This window comes from Phycicoccus avicenniae, assembly GCF_050496545.1.
Lineage (GTDB): Bacteria > Actinomycetota > Actinomycetes > Actinomycetales > Dermatophilaceae > Phycicoccus > Phycicoccus avicenniae_A.
Map to the genome: position 1 here is coordinate 147,313 of NZ_JBNVZV010000007.1, position 22,707 is coordinate 170,019.

Annotated in this window: 23 protein-coding genes and 1 pseudogene; 6 read left to right on the top strand and 18 right to left on the bottom strand. The window is 71.1% G+C overall.

Annotated features, from left to right (window positions below; translation table 11 throughout):
* From ACQZ2A_RS08400 to ACQZ2A_RS08410, 3 genes are all read right to left on the bottom strand, one after another.
* Complete coding sequence (locus tag ACQZ2A_RS08400; protein ID WP_430209463.1) at nt 1-693, bottom strand: hypothetical protein; 693 nt, start codon at nt 691-693, stop codon at nt 1-3.
* A gap of 419 nt (nt 694-1,112) precedes the next feature.
* A complete protein-coding gene (locus ACQZ2A_RS08405) occupies nt 1,113-1,628 on the bottom strand; it encodes a SigE family RNA polymerase sigma factor (RefSeq protein WP_430209466.1) in 516 nt (171 codons plus the stop codon).
* 384 nt (nt 1,629-2,012) lie between these two features.
* Complete coding sequence (locus tag ACQZ2A_RS08410; RefSeq protein WP_430209467.1) at nt 2,013-2,603, bottom strand: TetR/AcrR family transcriptional regulator; 591 nt, start codon at nt 2,601-2,603, stop codon at nt 2,013-2,015.
* A 78-nt stretch (nt 2,604-2,681) separates the two neighbouring features.
* Here ACQZ2A_RS08410 and ACQZ2A_RS08415 point away from each other — a divergent pair, with 78 nt between their 5' ends.
* Together ACQZ2A_RS08415 and ACQZ2A_RS08420 are read left to right on the top strand one after the other, a co-directional pair.
* Nucleotides 2,682-3,494 carry an alpha/beta fold hydrolase gene (locus ACQZ2A_RS08415; protein WP_430209470.1) on the top strand — a complete coding sequence of 271 codons (813 nt, stop codon included), beginning with the start codon at nt 2,682-2,684 and terminating at the stop codon, nt 3,492-3,494.
* The gene (locus ACQZ2A_RS08420; protein WP_430209473.1) at nt 3,491-4,363 is read left to right on the top strand and encodes an NmrA family NAD(P)-binding protein; all 873 of its coding nucleotides are present in this window, start codon (nt 3,491-3,493) and stop codon (nt 4,361-4,363) included. Before ACQZ2A_RS08415 ends, ACQZ2A_RS08420 begins: the two co-directional genes overlap by 4 nt.
* Before the next feature lie 973 nt (nt 4,364-5,336).
* Here the strand turns inward: ACQZ2A_RS08420 and mscL are convergent.
* The 13 genes and pseudogenes from mscL to ACQZ2A_RS08485 all read right to left on the bottom strand — a co-directional run bounded on the left by mscL (nt 5,337) and on the right by ACQZ2A_RS08485 (nt 17,363).
* Nucleotides 5,337-5,708, bottom strand: a complete 372-nt coding sequence (gene mscL, locus ACQZ2A_RS08425; RefSeq protein ID WP_430209475.1) for a large conductance mechanosensitive channel protein MscL — start codon at nt 5,706-5,708, stop codon at nt 5,337-5,339.
* Nucleotides 5,709-6,466: 758 nt separating this feature from the next.
* Nucleotides 6,467-6,856 (bottom strand): hypothetical protein, encoded by a 390-nt coding sequence (locus tag ACQZ2A_RS08430; RefSeq protein ID WP_430209477.1) that lies wholly within the window; start codon nt 6,854-6,856, stop codon nt 6,467-6,469.
* 926 nt (nt 6,857-7,782) lie between these two features.
* Complete coding sequence (locus ACQZ2A_RS08435; protein WP_430209480.1) at nt 7,783-7,974, bottom strand: hypothetical protein; 192 nt, start codon at nt 7,972-7,974, stop codon at nt 7,783-7,785.
* A gap of 1,557 nt (nt 7,975-9,531) precedes the next feature.
* A complete protein-coding gene (locus tag ACQZ2A_RS08440; protein ID WP_430209482.1) occupies nt 9,532-9,756 on the bottom strand; it encodes a hypothetical protein in 225 nt (74 codons plus the stop codon).
* Nucleotides 9,757-10,606: 850 nt separating this feature from the next.
* Nucleotides 10,607-12,004, bottom strand: coding sequence for a chromate efflux transporter (gene chrA, locus ACQZ2A_RS08445; protein ID WP_430209484.1), 1,398 nt, complete (start codon nt 12,002-12,004; stop codon nt 10,607-10,609).
* A 97-nt stretch (nt 12,005-12,101) separates the two neighbouring features.
* Nucleotides 12,102-12,458 (bottom strand): cation transporter dimerization domain-containing protein, encoded by a 357-nt coding sequence (locus ACQZ2A_RS08450; RefSeq protein ID WP_430209573.1) that lies wholly within the window; start codon nt 12,456-12,458, stop codon nt 12,102-12,104.
* The gene (locus tag ACQZ2A_RS08455) at nt 12,455-13,129 is read right to left on the bottom strand and encodes a cation diffusion facilitator family transporter (RefSeq protein WP_430209487.1); all 675 of its coding nucleotides are present in this window, start codon (nt 13,127-13,129) and stop codon (nt 12,455-12,457) included. Before ACQZ2A_RS08455 ends, ACQZ2A_RS08450 begins: the two co-directional genes overlap by 4 nt.
* Nucleotides 13,126-13,482 (bottom strand): ArsR/SmtB family transcription factor, encoded by a 357-nt coding sequence (locus ACQZ2A_RS08460; protein WP_430209490.1) that lies wholly within the window; start codon nt 13,480-13,482, stop codon nt 13,126-13,128. The genes ACQZ2A_RS08455 and ACQZ2A_RS08460 overlap by 4 nt, the downstream gene beginning before the upstream one ends.
* A gap of 217 nt (nt 13,483-13,699) precedes the next feature.
* Complete coding sequence (locus ACQZ2A_RS08465) at nt 13,700-14,323, bottom strand: DUF4396 domain-containing protein (protein WP_430209493.1); 624 nt, start codon at nt 14,321-14,323, stop codon at nt 13,700-13,702.
* A gap of 68 nt (nt 14,324-14,391) precedes the next feature.
* The gene (locus ACQZ2A_RS08470) at nt 14,392-14,700 is read right to left on the bottom strand and encodes a metal-sensitive transcriptional regulator (protein WP_430209496.1); all 309 of its coding nucleotides are present in this window, start codon (nt 14,698-14,700) and stop codon (nt 14,392-14,394) included.
* A pseudogene (locus ACQZ2A_RS08475) lies at nt 14,693-16,978 on the bottom strand (heavy metal translocating P-type ATPase). Before ACQZ2A_RS08475 ends, ACQZ2A_RS08470 begins: the two are co-directional and overlap by 8 nt.
* The gene (locus tag ACQZ2A_RS08480) at nt 16,975-17,157 is read right to left on the bottom strand and encodes a hypothetical protein (RefSeq protein WP_430209498.1); all 183 of its coding nucleotides are present in this window, start codon (nt 17,155-17,157) and stop codon (nt 16,975-16,977) included. The pseudogene ACQZ2A_RS08475 and the gene ACQZ2A_RS08480 overlap by 4 nt, the downstream one beginning before the upstream one ends.
* Nucleotides 17,154-17,363, bottom strand: a complete 210-nt coding sequence (locus ACQZ2A_RS08485) for a heavy-metal-associated domain-containing protein (protein ID WP_430209500.1) — start codon at nt 17,361-17,363, stop codon at nt 17,154-17,156. The genes ACQZ2A_RS08480 and ACQZ2A_RS08485 overlap by 4 nt, the downstream gene beginning before the upstream one ends.
* A gap of 154 nt (nt 17,364-17,517) precedes the next feature.
* Here ACQZ2A_RS08485 and ACQZ2A_RS08490 point away from each other — a divergent pair, with 154 nt between their 5' ends.
* Complete coding sequence (locus tag ACQZ2A_RS08490) at nt 17,518-18,117, top strand: phosphatase PAP2 family protein (protein WP_430209502.1); 600 nt, start codon at nt 17,518-17,520, stop codon at nt 18,115-18,117.
* A 6-nt stretch (nt 18,118-18,123) separates the two neighbouring features.
* Here the strand turns inward: ACQZ2A_RS08490 and ACQZ2A_RS08495 are convergent, their stop codons facing one another.
* Together ACQZ2A_RS08495 and ACQZ2A_RS08500 are read right to left on the bottom strand one after the other, a co-directional pair.
* Nucleotides 18,124-19,239 (bottom strand): sensor histidine kinase, encoded by a 1,116-nt coding sequence (locus ACQZ2A_RS08495; protein ID WP_430209504.1) that lies wholly within the window; start codon nt 19,237-19,239, stop codon nt 18,124-18,126.
* Nucleotides 19,236-19,961, bottom strand: a complete 726-nt coding sequence (locus ACQZ2A_RS08500) for a response regulator (RefSeq protein ID WP_430209507.1) — start codon at nt 19,959-19,961, stop codon at nt 19,236-19,238. The genes ACQZ2A_RS08495 and ACQZ2A_RS08500 overlap by 4 nt, the downstream gene beginning before the upstream one ends.
* Before the next feature lie 148 nt (nt 19,962-20,109).
* Between ACQZ2A_RS08500 and ACQZ2A_RS08505 the strand changes: the two genes are divergently transcribed.
* From ACQZ2A_RS08505 to ACQZ2A_RS08515, 3 genes are all read left to right on the top strand, one after another.
* Nucleotides 20,110-20,274, top strand: a complete 165-nt coding sequence (locus ACQZ2A_RS08505) for a hypothetical protein (protein WP_430209509.1) — start codon at nt 20,110-20,112, stop codon at nt 20,272-20,274.
* On the top strand, nt 20,271-21,770 hold the full coding sequence (locus ACQZ2A_RS08510; protein ID WP_430209512.1) for a multicopper oxidase family protein: 1,500 nt from the start codon (nt 20,271-20,273) through the stop codon (nt 21,768-21,770). The genes ACQZ2A_RS08505 and ACQZ2A_RS08510 overlap by 4 nt, the downstream gene beginning before the upstream one ends.
* A 110-nt stretch (nt 21,771-21,880) precedes the next feature.
* On the top strand, nt 21,881-22,498 hold the full coding sequence (locus tag ACQZ2A_RS08515) for a DUF305 domain-containing protein (protein WP_430209514.1): 618 nt from the start codon (nt 21,881-21,883) through the stop codon (nt 22,496-22,498).
* Nucleotides 22,499-22,707 lie beyond the last annotated feature (209 nt).

Consider the following 22,707-nt stretch of genomic DNA (forward strand, 5'->3'; position numbering starts at 1 on the left):
TCAGCGGGCGATCTTCGTCGAGTGTCGCGCGCCTGAGGCGTCGGTCCACGCGATGCTCCGCAGCGGGTCGACACTGCTGTCGTCCATCCCGGTGAGCTGGATCGCGGTCGCCCACAGGCCGTCCCGCAGCTCGACGCTGGTGGATCGCCATCCTCGCGTGAAGCGGCTCGGACGGTCACCGACGGGAGTGATCGACATCGGCTCCGACGTGGTGAGTCCGTAAACGGAGGCGTAGTCGCCGCCGTCCCCGCGCACGAAGGTACCGGGGGATGGTGGCAGGAGTGCCAGCATCGGTGCGGAGCGCATGTCGGACCCGGCCGCGTGCTCGACGTTCACGAGTGGTCCGCCGAGCGACGGTCGGGACGTGAAGCGGACGGTGATGGGTTGCCAGCCCTGGTCGCCCTCCAAGCCCGGGACCTCGGTGATCACCGAGGGGGGAGCGGGAGTGATGCCGAGCCCGCCGGCACGGGTGGTCCAGTGCATCTCTGGCCACGCCTGTAGCCACGTGCTGGGCAGTTCGGCGGTGCTCAGCCACCACGGGCTTCCGGGCACGGGTGCGGACGTCACCTGGGTCAGGACCGGTCCTCGATCGCCCAGCCGGACGGTGGACAGCGGCTCGTGGGTCACGAGAACGGCCATCGGCCGGATCCCGTCGACGATGTCGACGGGAGGCTCGTCGACGTCGGTGACCACGGCGGACACGGCCCGTCCCTCGCTGGTCGAAAGGGCTGCCAGCCGCCGCCCGGCGGAGGTGACCCCACGGACCTGGTACTCAGACTCCGACCCGGACGGCCGCAAGCGTGACACCTCACCGAAGGTCCCGGGGTTGACACTCGGTGTGGCCGCACGTGGTGCGGCCGAGGGGCCGCTCGTCGGCGTACGGGCGGCCTGGACGGTGGCTGCTCTCGGCTGCCCGAGGTCGGCGGCACCAAGGCCGAGCGCGGCCATGGCGACACCGCAGAGCGCCGCGGCGGCGGTGCGCCGCCAGCGCCGGTGCACCGCGGCCCGTTCGCCGGCCGCGATGACCGCGCCCGGGTCAAACCAGTCCTCGGTCGTAGCGTCCGCGACGGCTGCGTGCAGCTCGGACCGCAGGACGTCTTCGAAGTGGGTGCTCATCGCAGGCTGCCCTCCTTGGGGTCGATACCGGAACGGGCGGCGCGCAGCGCGGCCAGCCCGCGGGACGCCGAGCTCTTCACCGTGCCGACGGAGACGCCGAGGATCTGCGCGACGGCCTGCTCGCTCAGGTCGTGGTAGTACCGGAGGACGACCACCCGCCGTTGACGCTCGGGCAGCGCGGCCAGGAGCCGGACGATCTCGTCACGGTCCTCCGGGCCCGTCCCGTCCTCATGACGACGGTCGGGAGGTTGGGCCACGACGACCTCGCCCCGCCTCCTGCGCCATCCATCGGTGCGAAGGTTGACCAGGATGCGTCGGGCGTAGGGCAGGGCGTCCTCCTCGCGGACCCGGTCCCAGGCGAGATAGGTCCTGACGAGGGTGGCCTGCACGAGCTCGTGCGCCGCATCGGGGGAGCCGCTGAGCAGGCGCGCCGTGCGCATCAGCGACGCGGTCGAGGCGGTGACGAACTCCGCGAACGCTGCATCACGTTCGGCCTTCTTGCCAGTTCCCACCGCGGCCCCTTCGTCAAGCGTCTCACCCCCTACTACGCACGGGTCAGCCGAAAGGTTGAGCCGTGCGTGGCACCGCCGCGTGCGACGCGTCCCTCGCGGCAGGTCCGCCACGACCGATCTCGATCCGGGGCGCCCATGCCGCGCTCGGTGCTAGCTCGTGGACCCAGCAATGAGTGGGCGGGGTGCCACGAGGACCGGTCCCCCTGACCGTGGCGCCGACGCCGCCACCGCTCCGGACGACTCTGTGCAACCCAAGCCTTCCAGTGCCGACTCTGGTCTCACCCAGGGGAGCGGGCCGTCTCGGGTGGCGTCGGCTCCATCGGTTCGCGTCCGTCGACCGGAGCATTGATGGCAGCCCCCTCGGCTCGAAAGGGCGCCATCTGCTCAGGCCGCTCCGAGCGACGCACGGACGGCGCTGAAGAAACGGGTGCGTGACGCCTCGTCGGCCGAGAGCCTCCCCTCGCGCTCGAGGAGCGCTCGGCCGTGCACCGCAGGCCACAGCAGGTCCTCGGCTGTCGCGCGGACCTGCTGCCGCACTACGCCGACCTCGACACACCGGTCGAGCTCACGCGCCAGCACCTGCGCCGGACCGGGTCGGCCGTCCTCGAAAGTCGGGCGGGCCTCCCGGTCGCGCGCGGCGAACATCAGGTCGAAGAGCGCCGGGTGCTCCGCGGCGAACACGAGGTAGGCGCGGCCGGTGGCCTCCACCCGCTCGAGGGGGCCCGGGGCCCTCTCCACCGCAGCCTCCATGTCCTTGGCCAGGTCGCGGAAACCATCCGTGGCGACCTCGCCCAGCAATGCGTCCCGATCGGAGAAGTGGTGGTAGACGGCGCTCGGGGCCACCCCGACCGCACGGACGACGGCACGCAGGCTGAACTCGGAGACTCCGACTCGGGTCAGCTCGGCCCGCGCTGCGGAGACGAGGGCGGCCCTTAGGTCCCCGTGGTGGAAGGTCTCCCGAGTCCGCGTCGTCACGCGACGACCTTGACACGCGGGATCGCAGAAGGCAATCTGAACACTGTTCATTTTCTGAGTTCGTCGTGAGGCATGGTCATGGAGCACCCCGTCCTCGAATCCGTCCGGATCAACACCCGGGTCGGACAACTGGCGGTCTGGCACCGGCCGGGCGCCGGGACGCCGTTGCTGCTGTGGCCCTCGCTCTTCACCGACCACACCTTGTACGAGCCGCTGGTGGCCGCGCTGGACGCCTCGTGGTCGCCCGTCCTCGTCGACGGCCCGGGCTTCGGTGCGAGCGACCCACCCCTGCCGCGCGTCCAGCCGGACCAGTACGCCGCCGCCGCACGGGAGGTGCTCGACGCCTTGGAGCTGGGGCGAGCCGGGTGGCTCGGCACCTCTTGGGGCGGCCAGATCGGTGCCTACCTCGCCGCCGACCATGCCGACCGGATCGCGTGGGCGTTGCTGGCCAACACCCCGGTCGAACCAGCTCGTGGCGCGAGCTGGGTACCTCTGCTCGCACGGCTGCTGGGTCCCACGCGCTTCTACGGCGGTCGCGTCGCCGCATCGATGTTGTCGTCCTCTTCGCGCGCCCGGCCCGAGGTGCTGGAGCAGATGGTCGGGCGATTCGTTGGCTTTGCTCGGAGACCGATGGGGCGCACCGCCGCCACCACCCTGCAGCACTTTCCGGGGGTGGTCGATGAGCTGCTGCGCGCTCGGGTTCCGGTGACGGTGCTCATGGGGGCTCAGGACCGGCTGTATCCGCCGGAGAGCACGCAAGCGGCCTTGGCCGACCGGCCGGCGCGCGTCCTCCTTGTCGAGGTGCCGGGGTGCGGTCACCTCCTGCCCCTCGAGGCGCCGCAGGCGGTAGCCGACGAGCTGGAGCGGCTTCGGGAGAGGGCCGCCGAATGACCCGCCCGCCCGTACCTGGCCCGGTGGCCGTGCTGGGGGCGACCGGTCGGCAAGGCGGCGCAGTCGTCCGGCACCTGCTGCGTCGTGGCATCCCCGTGCGTGCCGTCAGCAGAGCGCCGGACGGCTCGGCCGCACGCTGGCTCGCTAGGGAGGGCGCCGAGGTGGTCGGGGCGAACCAGGTGGACGAGGCGTCCCTGAGGGTGGCCTTCAGAGGCGTTCGAGCCCTGTTCTCGGTGCAGGATTTCTACGGTGCCGAGGGCGGGCCGGCGGGCGAGGTGGATCAGGGTCGCGCGGTGGCCCAGGCCGCTCGGTGGGAGCGGGTTCCGGTCGTCGTGCAGTCCACCATGGCGGCCGGCCAGGACGTGGCCGCCGTGCCGCACTTTCTCAGCAAGCGCCGGGTCGAAACCGAGCTTCTCCGAGTGGGCGTCCCGCACGTCCTGCTCGGCACGGTCTGGTTCATGGACAACCTCTTCGACCCTGCGGTCGGCGGGATGGCCACCCTGCCGGTCATGGCGGGAGCTCTGGGCCGGCATGCTCCGGTCGCCGCGCTGGCCGTCGACGACATCGGTGCCGTTGCGGCGGCCGTCTTGGCCGACCCCGAGCCGTACCTGGGTGGCCGTCTGGACCTTGTCGGTGACCGACTCAGCGTGGCGCAGATGATCGACCTGTTGCGCCGCGCCGAGATTCGTGTTCCCGCGTGGGCTGTGGTGCCTCTGCCGGCGCTGATGGCCGCCGGTCGGGCCCCCGAGTTCGTGCAGCAGCTGCGGTGGCAGCGACGGCAGGGCTTCCAGGTTCGACCGGCACCGCTGCTCGACGTCCCTCGCTTGAGGAGCTTCTCTGAATTTCTGCGCGGACACAGGTCGGGGTAGCCCAGGCAGGGGCTGACAGCCTCAAGGAAGAGGTGTTCATGATCGCAGTGTCGGACGCAGCGGCCCATGGCGTCTTCGAAGGATCGCCGTCCGACGTGGGCGTCGCGGGCACGTGGTAGCTGGGCGGGCGGCCGCCGATGTTTGCCGCGGGGGTCATGCCGGCCGGGACCTGAACTCGTTCACCAGGTTCGGGTGGGAGGGCAGTAGGTCTTGGTAGGCGGAGCCGTGACCGACCTCGTGGCGTTTCGTGAACTGACCGTCGAGATTCGCCCCCCCACGACCGGCTGACACGCCGGCTCGAGCGGACCGCTCGCCGGACGGCCACGGCCACGTCGTGAGGATGCCGGACGGCCACGGCCACGTCGTGAGGATGCCGAGGGGAAGCACGCAGGTCGGTCCCGGCCTCGAGAGGATGCGGCAATGGGCGTCGGGGGCAGCGCAGTTGTACCCGCGTCCTTGCCGATGTCCCTCCGGAAGGGACCGACCAGCACGCTCGAACGCAGGGCGGCCGACGGTGCTCGACCCATCCCGAATCTCGATTTCCGGTCAGCCCCGCCAGCCAGGAGGAGTCGGCCGGCTCAGGCTGCCGACGGGTCAGCGCCGCCCTCTGCTCACGGCGCCGACGCCGCCACTGCACCGGACGACCTCGCGCTACCCAAGCCCTCAGGTGTCGAATCCGGTCGGACCCACCGTAGCGCGGCCCCGACGCGGTTGGCGATAGCTCCATCGAGCCGCTGCTGGTCGACCTGTCCACCGGTGGCAGCCTCGGTCTCAGACGGATGCCCCCTGCTCAGCCCCCTCCGGTCAGGGAGTGAGCTGAGTGCGACGTTGACGCTCGCACACGCGGGTCGTCGTTGTTGTCCACGTGGCCTGGCGCAGACGTGCTCCCTGAGCACAGTGCGCGGGACAGGCGTCCGCACGAGACACGACGCATCCCGTGCAGCATGACGCTGCGGATGCGCCTTCCGCGGGATCAGGCCGAGCCGCGCCCCACCCTCAGCTCGTCGCGGATCTCCTTGAGCAGCTCGGTGTTCGGGTCGATGGTCTCGGCCTCCGGCTCCTTCGGGAAGAACCGCGCCTGAGCGGCCGCATACGGCTTGACGACGCCGAAGTAGACGACGGCGGCGACGATGAGGAAGGCGAGCAGGGCCGTGATGAAGGCGCCGACCGACACGCCTCCGGGCTTGAAGGTGGAGAAGTCCTGCTTGCCGCCGATCTTGCCGATGATGTCCATGAACATGGCGGTGAAGGCCGTGACGACCGTGGCGAACGCGCCGCCGATGACGAAGGCGACGGCGAGCTCGACGAGGTTGCCGCGCATGATGAAGTCCTTGAAGCCCTTCATGGCGAGAATCCTTTCTGCTGCGGACGCTGTCCGCCCGGTCGCCCTCGAGGTGTCGAGGGTCGGCCGTACCATCCCACGGACTGACATCGTTGTCACCCGTGGTCGGATGGTGGCCGACCCCGGTCACGGCGAACCCGTCGCACGGGGCTCATGCATTCCTCGCGGGGCAGGGCCGAAGCCGTGCGTTCGGGGCCACCTGGCTCGGACGCTCGGGGAAGTGCAGGACGGGGGCTTGTGGCGAGCCCTTGCGTGGGGTGGTGGTGTCCCGCCGATGCACGGCCGGCTTCGACGTACGTGCGGCCGTTGCCCGATCCGGACGTGGCGCCGACAGGGGCCGGACCCGCGACGTCATCGGAGCCCTGCGCCCCGGATCTATTGGCGTAGACGGTCGTCGGCGCTTCGCGAGGTCAACGGCCACGATCGAAACCCCATCCGGCCGAAGTCCTGGCTGGTGGCGAGGGTCTGGTGGGTGCAGCGGCGCGAGATGCCCGGGACTGAAGGGTGCGCCGATCTCGCGAGCTCTCTCGGTGGACTCGCTGCGCTGGACCCCCGACGGGTCAGCTCTCCCGTCGCCGGGCGAGCTCCGCCGTGATGAGGCGCTGGCGTCGGACGAGTGCCCGGCGGTGACGGCCGTCGGCTTGGTCGCGCAATTGCTCCTCGGTCTGCGCCAGTTCGGCGATGAGTTCACGAAGGCCAGCGCTGACGGGCCACGCCAGCCCGTGGCCGTCATGGGCGTGCTCTTGCCCCGAAGACACGTCTCAGTCCCACGAATGGTGACGGTGCAGCCGAGGCTGCTGGATGGCCGTTCGCAGCTGAGGGTCGAGGTCGGCCAGGACGTGCACGAGGTCCTGGATCACGGCATGCCTCGCCTCGGTGAAACGCACGCGTGTGGCGCCATCCCAACAGTCTCGCAGGCGTGCTGGCCAGGAGTCAGCGTGCCCGGGCTCTCGAGCGAGGAATGGCAGGTGCACGACCACGTCGTGCTGGCCCTGCTGGACCGCTGCGAGCAGGCTGAAGCGCGGGTCGATTCCACGCAGGTCGAGGCAACATCCGAACTCGCCGTAGTCGTGGATTCGCAGGCCTGGAGCGGAGTGGGCCACGGCCCAGCGCACCGTCCCGTACAGCCGTGTCAGTTCCTGCGGGTTCACGCGCGGAGCATAGGGGATCGGGACCGGGGCACCAGCCCACGCGAGGGCTGGACGTTCTGCCCGGGGCGAATCGGCCTCGCACGTCTGCCCCTGCGTGGGAGGCCCGCGACGCCCTCCTTCGTCCACACACCGGGGTGGGATGCGCCCGACAGGTCAGTCTGGTCGACGACCCCACCACGTTCGCCATCAGCGAAACTGCCGGAGGCAACCGACCGCGCAGGAGTCAAACCACAGTGATCGAAGGTTGCGTCGTGGTCGGTCAGCGAGCGCTCCCGGCAGAATGCCGGCGTCCGCAGTCGCCGGTGCCGGCCCGGATGGGCGACGCCAGGTCCTGCCGATGTGGCCACGGTGGTGGGCATTCTGTGGTCGTGGAGCGTGGGGGACCTGCGGATCGGCTTACTCTGCGATTGCACCCCATGGACCAGGAGCGACGCGGAGCCTGGCGCGGCGGAGAACCGCGGGGAGCGCGGTGTCCCTGAGCTGTGAACCGGCCCGTCGCGGTGGGTCGACGGCGGACTCCCGGCCAGTCGCCGTGGTTGGCCGGCCCGCCTGGAGGCCCCGTCAGCGAGGGAATGACCGCTCCGCTCTGGGCAACCGATGATCCACGTCACCCGCTGTCGGCGCCATCCACTCTGGGCACCAGCCGCACGATCCCGGGAGGTGGCTCCGGTGTCGAGCCGTGTACCGCGCTCGCGCCGTCGCGGGTCGGCGGCGGGAGGGTTGCTCTCGGTAGGTGCGGGCCCGTCGGGCGACGAGACAGCGAGCGTTCCGCGGCGCGTGGACCGTGACGTGGGGCAGGTATGGACGTTCATCCCGTCGCGTCATGGAGTCGGCAGCGACTGGCCGGTTGTGCGATTGTCAGCTGTCGATGGACGCTACCGGTCGATCGGGTTCGGGGAAGGTGCCCGCACCCATCACCAGCTGCCTCATTCTCGAGGTGCTTGTTGGCTGAGCAGCCCGATCACGATGAGTGCGACGCCTACAAGGGTGAACGCAGCAGCGATCGCGTCCCACCAGATGAAGTCTTCTGTGAGTACGGGGGCGTCAAGGCCCTCCGCGAAGGCCCAGCCGGCGAGGGCGAGTAGGGCCACCCCCATGAGCACCACGCGCTTGCGCACGGGGGTCCTGTCGTCGCTGGGGCGGTCCCGGTGAGTGGGGTCGCGGCGTAGTCGCCGCGTCACAGCCGGGCTCGTTCGGTGACCCGCCTGGGCTGGGCCGAGCGAGCGCACGGCAGGGACAGTCTGCACTGGCGGGAAGTGGCTCGCTGCGGGGGAAGGTGGCGGCCCGGGCACGCCTGAGCGGGCACAGTGCCATCCACTGGGCCTCCCGGAAGGATGTGGAGAGTGGGGTCACGCATCAAACCGTTGACGTGACTTCGCCGCTCAACGAGTCACCAGTCGACGAGAAGTCTAGACAGGATGGTGACATCGATGTCAACGCTCTGTCACGCTGGATCAGGTATGCGAAGGCCGCGCACCCTCGGTCATTTCTGGAACGGAGCCGTCGATGCAGGGCACGAGGTCGCGTGAGCGCCCCTCTGTGGACGTAACCCGTCAGCCACACGTGGGCGTCGGGTGCGCGCCGGACCCGACGCAACGTCATTCGGCTCAGTCCGTTCGTCAGATGGGGGGCGCGACAGCCCGCGGCGATGAACGGCCCTGTCGAGGCGGTTCGACCATGACGTGGGTCAGCGTGCGTGCTGAGCGATCGATGGCACGTCGACTCGGTGTCGCACGTCCATCAGCAACGGGTCGGGCCGAACCGATGCTCCCGCATCGCTCTCGCAGCACGATCGGTTGTCCGACCACAGGTTTCCCTCAGAAGGCCTGTGCTGAGCTGCGGGTCTGGCGCAGGACCCCCTGACCCCTCGCTAGACCTGCGGACGAGGCGGTGGCCCTTGGGGGCCGCCGCCTCGGTCGTTTGGCCGCCGTCTCTGGTGCTCGGTCTGCCAACGCTGAGGGTGGGATGCGGGGCGCAGGCCGTTCGTTGCGCCACACTCACGTAACGGTCACGGCGAGGAGGGCTACTTTGGTGGGTGGTGCCGTTGACCGTGCAGGGACAACGGCACCATCACACTCGCATCTTGACCGTGTCGTGGGGCTGGCGCTCCGCGTGCTGCGGGTTCCCGACCCGCGGCGGTGCACCAGAAGCGCGAGGGCGACCCGGCGCGTGTCGCCCAACTGGTGCAGTCATCGAGGCCCGGCGCAGAGGATGGGCCGGATCGTCCTACCACTGGGCGTGTAGCAACCGCTGGTCGAGGGTCGCGGGCGTGCGGGAGTGTCGCTGTTCCCCCTCAGCCGTTCGGTCAAAGCTTGGCCGACTCGAGTTGCGGGTTTCCGGCTGACGAGAAACGCTGCTTCCAGCGCCCGAATACCCTGCCACCGAGCGCCCACGGGGTCCGGCGGTCGGCACGCCTGTCCGCTGCTGACCGCCGGAGCCCGACCCAGTACCGTTGCCCCACGCCAACCGACGGCGATGAGCTTGTCGGGTTGTTGAACGGGTCCTCAGCGGCGCCTACGGGCCACGCGCTGAACTTCCTCGGAGGCTCTCGAGCGGGTCCTGCGTTGCGGACGCATGCTGCTGGGAGCGCCACGAGATCGGCCGACTACCTGCCCGTGGCCGGTGCACCTTGCGGCTGAATGAGGGAGAGCCGGTCGGTGGGATGAGGCGCCGGGCTAGACGGGTGCCGTCGGGTGGTGGTGTCGGCGCCAAACCTCCCAGATGTCATGAGCCACGTCGCTGTACCGAGTGAGCGGATCCGCCGATGAGGCGTCGAACCACTCGACGAAGACTGCATGAACGAGGGCGCGCACGTCGATCGCCCCCGAGGTGGTGGGCAGCCCGGCGACGATCGCTTTCGCTTCGTAGGTGTACTCGTCGACATTGACCTCGAAGGCCACACCCATGAGATCGGCTACGAAGAGGATCCGCGAGACGGTCTGGACGAGTTCCTGCTGCTCGCTTGTGAGGCCCCATCGCCACCGTCGCTGGGTGGGGAAGGAAGCCGCGTATCGGTGGTGCGGTGGCCATCTCGATGAGCGAGTTCTGCGTTCAAACCACGGCACGGCGGGCAGTATTGCAGGGTCCGCTCGCATGCGCGCACGATCGGTGGCTCTCGCCATGGCCCGGCTGCGCGAGCGCATGGCGACCGGGGGTACGGCGCCGGCGGCGTGCCCCGGGTGGTCCAGGGGGGTGGACGAAGCACCAGTTCTGGCCATTTGACCCTCGCGACAGCTTGAGCGGCATCAAGTCGAGGCCCCTGTGCAGGTCAGAGGCCATCTGTGGCCTTGGGTGCCCAGTCGGGTCCAACAGAACCGATTGTTCGTTTCAAGTCCAACCCGGCGATCCAGGCGTAGGGCCCTGACCAGCGGAAACGCGGGGCGGAGGACAGTTGCTTCTCCCGTTGCATCGGATATGCATCGTTGGCACACCTGTGCAAAGACTGTTCGGCGCGTGGATCTGGGCTCTCGCAACGACATCAGGACGTGCGGTGAGCACGGCCTCGACATGTGCACCTTCGCGCGGAGGCAGCCTTGCGGGTGGTGGCCAGCAAGGGCTCTCCTTGTGTCGGCGGTGTGGGGAGCCCGCGCGCAGTGACGTTGTCGTGGCGTCGCACGCGCCACGGGCCAGTGCAACACTCGAGCGTCCAACTTCTGTCACACCAAGGTGTGGTGCCCGCATTCGCTCCGCTAATGCTCGGTGCGCAACCTTGGGCAGACGTTCTAGCAACCAAGACGCGTTCGACGTCGGTTAGGTGACCAACTGGCGTGCCAGGGCGACGACGAGCCCGACAAGGGCGCACGCACCGAGGGTGCGCAGGACCGACCACCCGCGCCACAGGAGCAGGGCGCCGGCGAGCGTGAGGTAGGCGAAGGCGACGGGGTCGAGGGCCCGCGGGTCCGGGAGTTCGAGCGAGACGGGTCCGAGCGTGGCGACGAGGGTGCGGTCGGCGACGGTGTGGACCGCGAGGTAGACGCCGAGGTGGACGATGACGCCGACGACGGCCGCGGTGACCCCGGAGAGGGCGGCCGCGAGGCTTCGGTTGCCGCGCAGGCGCTCGATGAAGGGGGCACCGAGGAAGACGAGGACGAACGAGGGGACGAAGACGACCCAGGTCGTGAGCAGCGACGCGAGGATGCCGGCGGCCCACGGGGAGAGGGCACCCGGGTCGCGGAAAGCGCCGAGGAACGCGACGAACTGGACGACCATGATGAGCGGCCCGGGGGTCGACTCGGCGAGCGCCAGCCCGCGCGTCATCTCGCCCGGGGCCAGCCAGCCGTAGACCTCGACCGCGCGTTGGGCGACGAAAGCGAGCACGGCGTACGCGCCGCCGAAGGTGACGAGGGCGGTCCCCGTAAAGAAGAGCCCCTGCTGCGTGAAGACGCTGCCCTGCCCGGTAAGCAGCACGACGCCGGCCATCGGCACCGCCCAGGCCAGCAGACCGACGCCCAGGACGCGGGCCGCGTACTCGCGGGTCGGGCGGACGTGGTGGAGGGCGTCGTCGCCTACGATCGGGACGGCGTCGCCGCGAACGACCGGGACGGCGTCGCCGGACGGGGAGGGTGCGATCAGCGGGGGCGGACGTCGACGGCCGGCGACTAACCCGACGACACCGGCCAAGAGAACGACGAGGGGGAAGACGGTGTGCAGCAGAGTGAGGGCGAGGAACGCCGCGACGGCGATGGTCACGGCGACGGGGGTCGTCAGGGCCTTGCGGCCCACCCGTAGGACCGCTTGGGCGACGACGACGAGGACCGCCGGTGCGACGGCCGCGAAAACACCCGACACGATGGCGCTCTCGCCCCAGGCGACGTAGACCGCTGAGAGCCCGAGGAGGGCCATGAGCCCGGGGAGGACGAAGAGCGTCCCCGCGACGAGGCCGCCCCGGACCCCATTGAGGAGCCACCCGACGTACACCGCGAGCTGCTGGGCCTCCGGGCCCGGGAGCAGCGTGCAGAAGGAGAGCGCGTGGAGGAAGCGCTCGTGCCCGATCCAGCGGCGTCGCTCGACCAGCTCGCGCTCCATGACGGCGATCTGCCCGGCCGGACCCCCGAAGGTCTGCAGCGAGATCGCGAACCAGGCGCGCACGGCCTGGCCGAACGGCACCAGGTCGGTGGGTCGGTCGGCGGTGCGGGGGGCCTCGGGCACGATGCTCCTCCTAGGTCGCGCTCCAAAGTAGGGCACGCCGCATTGTCGGCGGGGCAAGGCCGGCATCCTCGCCCAGTGTCGTGGACGACGGCGGACCTCAGCGGGCGGCGCAGGCCACAGCGCGCACTGTGACCGCGACCGCGCCGACGTGGGGGAGATCGGCGCGTAGGTGCTCTTCGACGTGAGCGGCAACCCCGTCTGCCTGGGGGAGCGGGGTGGACGCGTCGACCGACACGGCCACGACAGCCAGCAGGGTGTGACCTGACCACCGCAGGCGTACGTCGTTGACCGTGCGGACTTCGTCGACGGTGGAGGCCGAGGTCCGGACCCGCCGGGTGAGGTCGGGTTCGACGGCGTCGAGCAGGCGTGCGCCGGCGGAGCGTGCGGCGGCGCGCAGGACTCCGAGGATGGCAACGGTGATGAGGAGCCCGACGACGGGTCGGCCCAGTCTCAGCCGACGGCGACGCCGCCTGTGCCGACGAGGACCGCCAAGGAGGTGAAGCCGTCTGTGCGGGCGTGCAGGCCGTCGGCGACGAGCGCTGCGGACCCGATCTTTCGGCCGACGCGGATGCGGTAGCGGGCGACCCCCTCGTTGCCGATGAAGCCGACGACGGATGCGACGGCGATGGCCCAGAGGTAGTCGACGGGACGGGGGTCCAGCAGTCGGGCGATGCTCTCGGCGCCGACGAGGACGCCGGACAGGGCGATCATCAGGATGAGGACGAGGCCGGCGACGTCCTCGGCGCGACCCCAGCCGTGAGTCATCCGATCGGAGCGGCCACGGGCAGCGAGAGCGAATGCGAAGAGCAACGGGATGGCGGTGCCCGCGTCGACGAGGTTGTGCAGGGTGTCGCCGAGGAGCGCCACCGACCCCGACCATGCGACAACCACGCCCTGCAGCGTCGCGGTCACGAGGAGACCGGCGAGGCTGACCCACAAGGCCTTGCGGCCGGCGGTGGTGCCCTCAACGGCGTCGTCGATGCGGTCGGCGGCGTCGTGCGAGTGCCCGCCGAGCAGACCGGACGCCGCATGCCTCAGCCGGGCGAGCAGGGTGCCACCGAGGTCGTGGTCGTGGTCGTGGTGGTCATCGTGCTGACTTGCGGCGGCCCGGCTGGCGTGGCTCATCGCGCGCGTGCCTTGCTGCGATGGTGGGCGGGGACGTTCTCGAGGAGGTGCTCGACGTGCCCGACGGTGTCGAGGACGAGCTGGCGCACGTGGCCGTTCTCGACCCGGTACAGCACGGTCTGGCCCTGGCGGCGGGAGGCGACCATTCGCGCCATGCGCAACTTGGCAAGGTGCTGGGAGACCGCGGGGACCGGCCGCTCGAGGACCTCGGCCAGCTCGGTGACCGAGCGCTCCTCGTCGAGCAGCAGCCCGACCAGCTGCAGGCGGGTGGGGTCGGCCAGCATCCGTAGGACCTCGACGGCGAGGGTCACCACGTCCTCGCCCCAGACCGGCGGTTCGATGTTTGCGTGCATGCGCAAAGGCTAGCGGTTTTGGCCGGAGTGGTCGTGGCGCGCAGCCGCGCCAGCCCGGTTGCCGGGTGACAGGACTGGGTGCCGCTTCATCGGCCGCACGGTCGAGGCGGTTGTCGGCCAAGCCGTGGGGTGGACGAAGAGCCCTGGGGGTCGAGCAGCCGGCCCCCAGGGGTCCTGAGGTCAACTCGGTCAGCGTGACCACCTCAGCTGGTGGGCGTCAGGCGAGGCTGTCGGCGATGGAGACCACGAGGCCTCCGAGCATGAACGCGGTCAGAGTGGCGATGAGGGCGCCGGTGCCGAAGGTGGGGATGAGGCGTCGTGCTCCTTGGGCGGGTGCGGCGTCGTGGTACGCGTGGGTGAGGGCGTGGCCCTTGCCGCGCTTGAGCAGGTAGGCGTTGACGGGGTAGGCGGCGAAGAAGGCGACGGTGAGCGAGATCGCCATGCCGACCCAGAAGACGATGTTGACCAGGCCGGCGTTCATGGCGCCGGGGATGAGGGCCATGACGACGTTGTCGGTGACCTCCATCGTCGCGATGGAGACGGTGTCGGCGGCCAGTACCACGCGCAGAGCGGTGCCGACGGCGAGCCCGGCCTTGAGCAGGGGGAGGGTGGAGAGCGTGTAGCCGAAGAAGAAGGCCAGGGCGATGGAGATGGCGATGGTGCTCGCGTTGCCGAGCCCGGCGGCGGTGCCGATGATGAGGCCGGCGATCTCACCGATGGCGCAGCCGGTCAGGCAGTGCAGGGTCGCGCTGACGGCCATGCGGGCGATGCCGCCGGTGGCGTGACCGCCGTGCTGGTCGTGGTCGGCGTGGGTGGGGGCGTGCTCGGCGTGGCCGGCCATGGGTCCTCCCGGGGATGAGTGGTGGGGACGTACCCGCGGTGCGTCGGCACGCGGGGGGCGGGGCGTGGTCAGGAGCGCACGAGGCGCCGGATGGCGTCGGAGGCTTCCTTGAGCTTGGCGGCGCCTTCGTCCTCGCCGGCGCGTGCGGCGTCCAGGACGCAGTGGGCGAGGTGGTCGTCCATGAGGCCGAGGGCGACGCCTTCAAGGGCCCGGTTGAGAGCGCTGATCTGGGTGAGGATGTCGATGCAGTACTGCTCCTGCTCGATCATCCGGGCGATGCCTCGGGCCTGGCCCTCGATGCGGCGCATCCGGTTGAGGTAGCCGTCCTTCTCGCTGATGTAGCCGTGGTGGTGCTCGGGGCTGGTGGGTTCAGGCATGGGGGTCCTCGGGTGTGTCGGTGGGCTGGGTGGTGGTGCCGGTGAAGGCGCGCAGGCGCAGGCTGTTGCCGACGACGAAGACGCTGGAGAAGGCCATGGCGGCGCCGGCGAGCATGGGGTTGAGCAGGCCGAGCGCGGCCAGGGGGAGGGCGGCGACGTTGTAGGCGAACGCCCAGAACAAGTTGGTCTTGATGGTGCGCAGGGTGGCGCGGGAGAGGCGGATGGCATCCACGGCGGAGCGCAGGTCTCCGCGCACGAGGGTGATGTCGGAGGCCTCGATGGCGACGTCGGTGCCGGTGCCCATGGCCAGGCCGAGGTCGGCCCGGGCGAGGGCGGGGGCGTCGTTGACGCCGTCGCCGACCATGGCGACCGTCCGGCCCTCGGCCTGGAGGCGGGAGACGACCTGGGCCTTGTCCTGGGGCATCACTCCGGCGATGACCTGCTCGATGCCGACCTGGGCGGCGATGTGCCGGGCGACGGCCTCGTTGTCACCGGTGAGCAGGACCGGGGTCAGGCCCATCGCGCTCAGCTCGCGGACCGCCAGGGCGCTGGTGGGTTTGACGGTGTCCGCGACGACGAGCAGGCCGCGCGGCTGCCCGTCCCAGCCGACGGCGACGACGGTCTTGCCCTCGGACTCGGCGCGCGTCCTGGCCTGCAGTAGTGCGGGGGAGAGGTGCTGGGACCAGTCGGCGAGCAGGGAGGGGCGCCCGACGACGACGGCGTGGCCGTCGATGACGCCCTGGACGCCACGACCTTCGAGGTTGGTGAAGTCCTCGGGCGCCGGCAGGGGCCCGGTCTGCTCGGCGGCGGCGCGGGCGACGGCCTGGGCGATGGGGTGCTCGGAGGCGGCTTCGAGCGCTCCGGCGAGCCGCAGCACCTGAGCACGGTCCTCGCCGGGCTCGGTGACGACGTCTGTGAGAGTCATCCGGCCAATGGTGACGGTGCCGGTCTTGTCCAGCACCACGGTGTCGACGGTGCGGGTCGACTCCAGGACCTCGGGGCCCTTGATCAGGATGCCGAGCTGGGCTCCGCGGCCGGTCCCGACGAGCAGCGCGGTGGGGGTGGCCAGGCCGAGGGCGCACGGGCAGGCGATGACCAGGACCGCGACGGCGGCGGTGAAGGCCGCGGAGACGGGGAACCCCGCTCCGAGCCAGGCGCCGAGGGTCGCGACGGCGAGGGCGATGACGATGGGCACGAAGACGCCCGAGATGCGGTCGGCCAGGCGCTGCACGGCGGCCTTGCCGGTCTGTGCCTCCTCGACCAGCCGGGCCATCTGGGCCAGCTGGGTGTCGGCACCGACCCGGGTGGCGCGCACGACCAGGCGGCCGCCGGCGTTGACGGTGGCGCCGGCGACGGCGTCGCCGACGGTGACCTCGACCGGCACCGACTCACCGGTGAGCATTGAGGCGTCGACGGCGGAGGTCCCGGCGACGACGACGCCGTCGGTGGCGATCTTCTCGCCGGGCCGCACGACGAACTCCTGGTCGGTCGTGAGCTGCTCGACCGGGACCTTGGTCTCGACGCCGTCACGCAGGAGAGAGACCTCCTTGGCGCCCATCTCCAGCAGGGCGCGCAGGGCGGCGCCGGCCTGGCGCTTGGAGCGCTTCTCGAAGTAGCGCCCGGCGAGGATGAACAGGGTCACGCCGGCGCCGACCTCGAGGTAGATGTTGGCGGCGCCCTCCGAGGGGGCGATGGTCAGCTCGAACGGGTGGGTCATGCCCGGTGTGCCGGCCGTGCCGAGGAAGAGGGCGTAGAGGGACCACATGAACGCGGCGAGGGTTCCCATCGAGATGAGGGTGTCCATGGTGGCGCTGCCATGGCGGAGGTTCGCCCAGGCCGCGCGGTGGAACGGCCACGCGGCCCACAGGATGACCGGCGCCGCCAGGGCGAGGCTGGCCCACTACCAATACGTGAACTGCAGCGCGGGGACCATCGACATCGCGATGACCGGGACCGACAGGGCTGTCGCGCCGATCAGCCTCTGCCGCAGGCCGGTCAGCTCGGGGTCGGGTGCGTCCTCGTTCGGCGGGCCCGCGGCGACAGTCGGCGTCGGCAGGGCCGCCGTGTAGCCGGTCTTCTCGATCTCGGCGACCAGTGCGGAGGGGGCGTAGCCCGCGGGCGTGAGGACCGTGGCCTTCTCGGTGGCGTAGTTGACGCTGGCCTGGACGCCGTCGAGCTTGTTCAGCGTGCGTTCTATGCGGTTGGCGCAGGAGGCGCACGTCATGCCGCCGATCTGCAGCTCGACGGACTGGCTCGTTCCGGGTGTGGTGGTGCTCATCGCTCGGATCCTCCGTGCGGGTGCGGTGTGGTGGAGGCGGGTGCGTGCGGGGTCTGGTCCTGGTGCTCCCAGCGGGTCACCACGGCCTGCGGCACGAGGGCGCCGGCAGCGGTGAAGGAGGCGACGAAGACCAGGGCCAGGGCAGCCCCGAAGAGCGCCAGCCGGGTGGCGGCGCTCATCGGACGGGCTCGGCGGTGTACCCGGCTTCCTCGACCGCGGCCAGCACCTGCGCCTCGTCGACCTGGTCTCCACCGACCACGAGCCGCCCGGACGCGGCGTCGACCTCGAGGACCTGAACGCCCGGGAGCTCGCTGATCTCTTCGCGGACCGACATCTCGCAGTGCCCGCAGGTCATGCCGATGACTCGGAACTCGGTGTTGCGCATGGTGTCAACCTCTCGTGGGGATACCCCTACCGGGTACATGTACGTTGTAACGTATGCCCCTGGGGGGTATTCCGCAAGGGGCTGGTGTCCCACAGGTTCGGCACAGGTGGGAGCGGCACACTGCGGTGTCCCTTCCGAGAAAGGCCGCACCTGCATGCCCACGTCCTCGCTCGACGAGCGACTGTTCGCCGCGGTCCAGTCCTTCGCCCGATCCACCCCGTGGCTGCACGGACCGGCCGTGCTCTTCGCGACCTACGGGGTCGTCCTTTTCGCGGGGCTGGCCTTCTGGGCGCTGCTGCGGGCCCGGCGTGCGGGCGACCGTGACCTCGCCGCCGCCGGGTGGGTGGCTCTCGGGACGCTCGTGGCCGTGACCGTGAACCAGCCGGTTGCCGCCCTGTTCGGCGAGGCGCGCCCCTATGCGACGCACCCCGGCGCGCTCCTGCTCGTCCAGCGCACGACCGACGTGTCGTTCCCGTCGGACCACGCGACGATGGCCGGCGCGATCGCCGTCGGTCTGCTGGTCGCGGCGCCACGTCTGGGTCGCTGGGCCGTCGTGGCCGCGGTCGCGATGGCGTTCACGCGTGTGTACGTGGGGGCCCACTACCCGCAGGACGTGCTCGCCGGGCTGCTGCTCGGCGGGCTCGTGGCGGAGGCCGGTTGGCTGCTGCTGCGTCGCCCCCTGACCGCGCTCACGGGATGGCTGCGCCGCCGTCCGGTCGTGCGGGAGGTCTTCCGGCCCGTTGCGACCGGCTGACCCCGGTCAGGCGCGCGGCAGCCGGAGCGCGAACGTGGCGCCGGTGCCTGCGCCGTGGCTGCGGGCGGTCAGGGTGCCGCCGTGGGCCTCGGCGATGGCGCGGCTGATCGTCAGGCCGATGCCCGAGCCGCCGCCGTCCGCGGCGGTGCGGGAGGAGTCGGCGCGGTAGAAGCGCTCGAAGACGTGGGGCAGGTGCTCGGCGGTGATGCCCTCGCCGTCGTCCACCACGTGCAGGACCGCATGGGTTGACTCCTGCGCGGTGCGCACGGTGACGGTGCCCCCTGCTGGTGTGTGCCGCAGGGCGTTGCGCAGGAGGTTGGTCAGGACCTGACCGATGCGCTCGGGGTCGGCGTCGACGAGCAGGGGTGCCGGGGCGACGTCGGTGCGCAGGGTGACCCCGCGGGCCTCGAAGGCGTTCGCCTCGGTGGCCAGGACGTCGTCGACGAGCGCGCCGAGGTCGACCCGAACGGGGTGCAGATCGAGGCGGCCTTCCTGGGCGCGGCTGACGTTCCCGAGGTCGTCGGCGAGGCGGCGCAGGCGGTGGGTGCTCGAGCGCAGCAACGCGAAGGTCGCGGCGTCGGGGGCGATGACGCCGTCCTCGAGGGCCTCGAGGTAGGCCTCGACGGTGGCCAGCGGGGTGCGCAGCTCGTGGCCGAGGTCGCTGAGCATCCGGCGGCGGGTGCCCTCGACCTGCTCGAGGCGCGCTCCGAGCTCATTGATGGTGCTCGACATCCGGTCCAGCTCGACTCCGAGGCCGGAGGCGGGGACGCGCACGTCGTAGCGCCCGGCGGCGACGTCGGCGGCGGCGTCGACGACGCGGCGGGTGGAGCGCTGGACCCGGCGGGTGAACCACGCGCTGATGGCGAGCGCGGCGCCGACGGAGACGAGCAGTGCGACCCCCATCGCCACGAGGAGCGCGTCGCGGAAGGCCATCTCGAGGTGGTAGGTCTCCGAGCTGCTGGGGTCGGTGCCGGCCTCGAGCAGGTGCTGGTGGAAGAGCCCCGGGCCCACGAGGGAGGCGACGAGGTAGGCGGTGACGGCGCCCGCGACGAGCAGCAGGGCCTGCGCGAGGAGCAGCCGCGCGCCGAAGCCGCGCGCCGCCCGGGGACGGGGGTGGCTCACGCTCCGGGACCCATCCGGTAGCCGACCCCGCGCACGGTGCGCACGAAGACCGGGTCGGTGGCGTCGTCACCGAGCTTGCGCCGCAGGTGCCCGACGTGGACGTCCACGAGGTGCTCGTCGCCGACCCACTCGGGCCCCCACACGGCGTCGATGAGCCGGCGCCGCGAGAAGGCCATCCGAGGGTTGCCCGCGAGGGCCGCGAGGACGTCGAACTCGGTGCGGGTCAGGTGGATCGGGTCCTGGTCGAGCCACACCTCGCGGCCGACGGGGTCGACGGCGAGCCGGCCGACGGTGAGGGCGTGGTCGGTGGGTTCGGGGTGGGTGGGTCGGCGGGGGCGTCGGAACATCGCATAGATGCGGGCGACGAGCTCGCGCGGGCTGAAGGGCTTGGTCAGGTAGTCGTCCGCCCCGACGGACAGGCCGATGAGGGTGTCGACCTCGTCGTCGCGGGCGGTGACCATGACGACGTAGGCGTCGGAGAACGTGCGCAGCTGCCGGCAGACCTCGATGCCGTCGAGGCCCGGCAGGCCGAGGTCGAGCACGACGACGTCGGGGTCGACCTCGCGGGCGGCCGCCACGCCGGCGGGCCCGTCGTGGACGACGTGCGCCTCCATGCCGGCGCGCTCCAGGTAGCTGCCGATGAGGCGCGCCATGTGGACCTCGTCCTCGATGACGAGCGCGCGGACCCCCGGGGTGGTCGGGGAGGTCGGGACGCTCTGCATGGGGCCGATCGTGTCACGAGGCCAGGGTCCGTGTGCGCGCGTGCGGGTACCCCCGCGGGCATCTTCATCGAACCTTTACGCCACCTCGACGGGACCGTCGGGCTCGGCGCGCACCCTCGGGGAGGAGGCGAAGGAGATGGTCCCGATGATGACCGGGTTCGTGGGCACCGGCTGGGTCATGTGGCTGGTCATGGGTGGCGTGGTCACCGCGCTGTGGGCGCTGGTGGTCCTCGCCGTCGTGGCGCTGGTCCGTCCTGTCGCTCGGCCGGCGCAGGACGCGAGGGCGCCGCAGGACCGGGCGGCGCGTCGATGACCGCCGCGCGCCGCACCCTCCTCACCGGTGCGCTGGGCCTGGCGGGACTCGGTGCGTTGACCGCGTGCGGGGGCGGCTCCCGAGCAGTGGGGCCGCGCTCGGCCGTCGTGGCCTCCACGGAGGCCTCCCGTCACGCCCGGGGTCAGGTGAGCACCTCGATGCGGGCGGCCCCCACCACCGTCGACCTCGGCGGTGTGGTCGTCGACACCTGGGCCTTCGGCACCGCCATCCCAGGGCCGACCCTGCGCGTCGGGGCCGGCCAGGTGCTGCGTGTCGACGTGCGCAACGACCTGCCCACCGACACCTCGGTGCACTGGCACGGCATCCGGCTGCGCAACGACATGGACGGCGTGCCGATGATGACGCAGGACGCGATCCGCCCGGGCGGGGCCTTCCGGTACGAGTTCACCGCACCGAACCCCGGCACCTACTTCTTCCACCCTCACGTCGGCGTGCAGCTCGACCGCGGCCTGTACGGCGTCCTCGTCGTCGAGGACCCGCACGAGCCGAGTCGCTACGACGACGAGTGGGTCCTCGTCCTCGACGACTGGGTCGACGGCACCGGGCGCACCCCGGACGACGTGCTGGCCGGGCTGACCGCCGGCTCGAGCGCGTCCGACGGTGGCTCGTCCGGAGGCCATGGCATGGGCGGGATGATGGGTGGCTCGACGAGCGGCATGGGCGGCATGGCTTCCGGCGGGATGGGCGGGATGTCGGGCGGCGGGGACGTCGTCTACCCGCATTACCTCGTCAACGGACGCGTGCCGTCCGACCCGGACGTCCTGCACGCCCGACCCGGCGACCGCATCCGCCTGCGCGTCGTCAACGCCGCCTCGGACACCGTCTTCCGGCTCTCCCTCGCCGGACACCGCCTGACGGTCACCCACAGCGACGGCTGGCCCGTGGAGCCGGTCGAGGGCGACGCGCTCCTCATCGCGATGGGGGAGCGCTACGACCTGCTCGCCACCCTCGGCGACGGCGCCTTCCCGCTCACGGCGATCCCCGAGGGCAAGGACGGGCAAGCCCTGGCCCTCCTGCGGACTGCGAGCGGCGCGCCCGGGATCCCAGCAACGGCGGCCGCGACGTCCGGGACCGTCCTGTCGTTGGAGAGCCTGCGTCCTCTGGCGGGCACCACTCTCGGCGAGCGCAGCACGGACCGCACGCACGACCTGGTGCTCTCCGGGTCGATGAACCCCTACCGCTGGGCCATCAACGGCCGCAGTTTCCCCGACACCGACCCCCTCGAGGTGCGCTCGAGCGAGCGGGTCTCGCTGGCCGTCAGCAATATGTCGATGATGGTCCACCCCTTCCACCTGCACGGGCACACCTTCTCGGTACGCGGCAGCGGGGTCCGCAAGGACACCGTCCTGCTGCGGCCGATGCAGCGCCTCGTGCTGGACCTCGACGCCGACAACCCTGGACAGTGGGCCGCTCACTGCCACAACGCCTACCACGCCGAGACCGGCATGATGACGACGCTCGGCTACGTCACCTGACCGGGCTGCCATCGAGCTTCTTCATCGAACCTTCATGGAGCCTTCGGGGTAGAACCGCACGCCCGCGCGAAGGTGTGGACGTTCCCGCTCTCCATCACCGAAGGACACCCGTGCCCTCCACCAGCCGTTCCACCCGTCGCCTCACACTCGGCGCCGTCGCCCTCACCGCCGCGACCCTGCTCGCCGCCTGCGGCTCCGACACCGACCACTCCGGCATGCCGGGGATGTCCGGGATGTCGAGCTTGAGCGCGTCCGCATCCGCCGGCGGGACGGCGGCGCGGGGCGCGCCGGGCGACGTGATGTTCGCGCAGATGATGATCCCGCACCACCAGCAGGCCGTCGAGATGGCCGACCTCGCCCTCGACGCCAAGGCCGGCGCCTCCGAGCAGGTGCGCGCCCTCGCCACCAACATCAAGGCCGCCCAAGACCCCGAGATCCAGAAGATGCAAGGCTGGCTCACCTCCTGGGGTGCCCCCGCCGGGGCCGGCATGGACCACGGCATGCCCGGCATGATGAGCGCGACCGACATGACATCCCTCAAGGACGCCACCGGCACCGACTTCGACCGCCAGTGGCTCACCATGATGATCGCCCACCACAAAGGCGCCATCACCATGGCCCAGGACGTCCTCAGCAGCACCCAGGACGCTGACGTGCGCACCCTCGCCGACGCCATCATCAAGGCCCAGCAGCAGGAGATCGCCACCATGAAGGACCTGCTCGGCTGACCCTTCACGCGCGAACGGAACTCCACCGCGATGGTGGGGCCTCGTTCAATCAGTCACGGTGCTGAGCTTACGGTTCGGTTCGGTTCGTCCCCGGCGTCATGTTCGACGACGACTTGGTGGCGGTCCCTGGTCACTAGTCGCACGAAGTGCCGCTCTGCATATTTCTGGACTCGACGCTGCATACGGTCGTCCATCTGCTGTTCGCCGTC